This window comes from Actinosynnema sp. (assembly GCF_052038725.1).
The window spans coordinates 1-2,118 of the sequence record NZ_JBQGCX010000845.1 but is presented as its reverse complement, the minus strand read 5'-3'; the positions used below and the strand labels follow the sequence as shown (position 1 = coordinate 2,118).

General features: G+C 71.1%; 3 protein-coding genes. 1 reads left to right on the top strand and 2 read right to left on the bottom strand.

Annotated elements, in window-relative coordinates:
* Together ACTUAL_RS17345 and ACTUAL_RS17340 are read right to left on the bottom strand one after the other, a co-directional pair.
* A partial coding sequence (locus ACTUAL_RS17345) for an MBL fold metallo-hydrolase (protein ID WP_440901001.1) occupies positions 1–294 on the bottom strand: 294 nt, incomplete at its 3' end.
* Positions 291–1,376, bottom strand: a complete 1,086-nt coding sequence (locus ACTUAL_RS17340) for an S-(hydroxymethyl)mycothiol dehydrogenase (RefSeq protein ID WP_440901000.1) — start codon at positions 1,374–1,376, stop codon at positions 291–293. The genes ACTUAL_RS17340 and ACTUAL_RS17345, both read right to left, overlap by 4 nt.
* Positions 1,377–1,690: 314 nt before the next feature.
* On the opposite strand from ACTUAL_RS17340, the gene ACTUAL_RS17335 reads away from it, so the two are divergent.
* A partial coding sequence (locus ACTUAL_RS17335) for a serine/threonine-protein kinase (RefSeq protein WP_440901002.1) occupies positions 1,691–2,118 on the top strand: 428 nt, incomplete at its 3' end.

Below are 2,118 nucleotides of genomic sequence, written 5' to 3'. Positions count from 1 at the left end.
GTGCGTCAGCTCCCACACCGGCAGGTCCGCCGGGTGCAGCCACACCGGGGCCCCGGTCGCCTCGGACAGCGCGGGCGCCACCCGGACGTGGTCGTCGTGCGCGTGCGTGGCCAGGATCGCGACCACCCGCCGCCCGGCGATCAGCTCCAGGATCGGCTCCACCGCGTGCGGCGCGTCGATCACCACGCACTCGCTGTCGTCGCCGACGACCCAGATGTTGTTCTCGACGTCGAAGGTCTGCCCGTCCAGCGAGAACGTGCCGGACGAGGTGGCGTGGTCGACGCGCGCGGTCACAGCTGGACCACCGAGCGCAGCACCTGGCCGCCGTGCATCTTGTCGAACGCGGCCTCGACGCCGTCCAGCGCGATCGTCTCGGTGACGAACGCGTCCAGGTTGAGCCTGCCCTGCTGGTACAGGTCGACCAGCATCGGGAAGTCGCGCGAGGGCAGGCAGTCGCCGTACCAGGACGACTTGAGCGCCCCGCCGCGCGAGAACACGTCGATGAACGGCAGCTCCAGCGTCATCTCCGGCGTCGGCACGCCCACCAGGACCACGGTCCCGGCCAGGTCGCGGGCGTAGAACGCCTGCTTCCAGGTCTCCGGGCGGCCCACCGCGTCGATCACCACGTCCGCGCCGAACCCGCCGGTCAGCGCCTGGATGGCCTCGACGGCGTCGGTCTCGCGGCTGTTCACCACGTCCGTCGCGCCGAACCCGCGCGCCCACTCCAGCTTGGCCGCGTCCACGTCGACGGCGATGACCTTCGACGCGCCCGCGAGCTTCGCGCCCATGACGGCCGCGTTGCCGACGCCGCCGCAGCCGATGACCGCGACCGTGTCGCCCCGGCGGACGTTGCCGGGGTTGATCGCCGCGCCGATGCCCGCCATGACGCCGCAGCCGAGCAGGCCCACGGCGGCGGGGGAGGCCGACGGGTCGACCTTCGTGCACTGGCCGCTGTGCACCAGGGTCTTCTCGGCGAACGCGCCGATCCCCAGCGCGTTGGTCAGCGGGGTGCCGTCCTCCAGCGTCATCGGCTGGGCGGCGTTGTGCGTGTTGAAGCAGTACTGCGGCTTGCCCTTGGCGCACGCGCGGCACGAGCCGCACACCGCGCGCCAGTTGAGGACGACGAAGTCGCCGGGCGCGAGGTCGGTGACGCCCTCGCCGACCTCCTCCACGATCCCCGCGGCCTCGTGGCCGAGCAGGAACGGGAACTCGTCGTTGATGCCGCCCTCGCGGTAGTGCAGGTCGGTGTGGCAGACCCCGCAGGTCTGCACCCTGACGACGGCCTCACCCGGACCGGGGTCGGGGATGATGATCGTCTCCACGGTCACCGGCTGGCCCTTGGCCTTGGCGACGACGCCACGGACGCGGTGCGGCATGTACCGCCCCTCCCTGCTTGTTGCGCTGACAACTGATCGGTAGCGACGTTACGCGATCCCCTCGGGGGCGGCGCACGTTGACCTCGAGGTGTCGCGCGCGCCCCGGCGTCCACAGTGGACGAGCGTTCACCAGGGGAGTTGCGCGCACACCCCGCCGAGAGATGAAATCACTATCGGTGATATCAAGCGCGTTCGCCGTACCTCCTGGTGGGGTACACCCTTTGTTGAACGTGTGCGCAGACGTGAGGAGCACCGTGGAGGACCGCACGATCGCAGATCGCTACCGGTTGACGGAGCGGATCGGCGCAGGTGGCATGGGCGTGGTCTGGCGCGCCCAGGACCAGCGGTTGCACCGCGTAGTCGCCGTCAAGGAACTGCGCCCCGGAATCGCGTTCGACGAGGCCTACACCGAGCGGGCGATCCGCGAGGGCCGGATCGCCGCACGGCTCCAGCACCCGAACGTGATCGCCCTCTACGACGTGGTCGAGCACGACGACCGGCCGTGGCTGATCATGGAGTACCTGCCGTCCAAGAGCCGGGCGGCGCTGCTGGCCGAGCGCGGCAGGCGGCCCGCCGACGAGACCGTGCGGCTGGGCATCCAGCTCGCGTCCGGGCTCGTCGCCGCCCACCACGCGGGCGTGGTGCACCGGGACGTGAAGCCGGGCAACGTGCTGGTGACCGAGTTCGGCACGGTCAAGATCACCGACTTCGGCACCTCGCGCGCCGCCGACGAGGTCACGAT

What these genes read in the sequence shown, in the direction of transcription:
- ACTUAL_RS17340 (WP_440901000.1), bottom strand. Translation starts at nt 1,376, where the DNA reads ATGCCGCACCGCGTCCGTGGCGTCGTCGCCAAGGCCAAGGGCCAGCCG.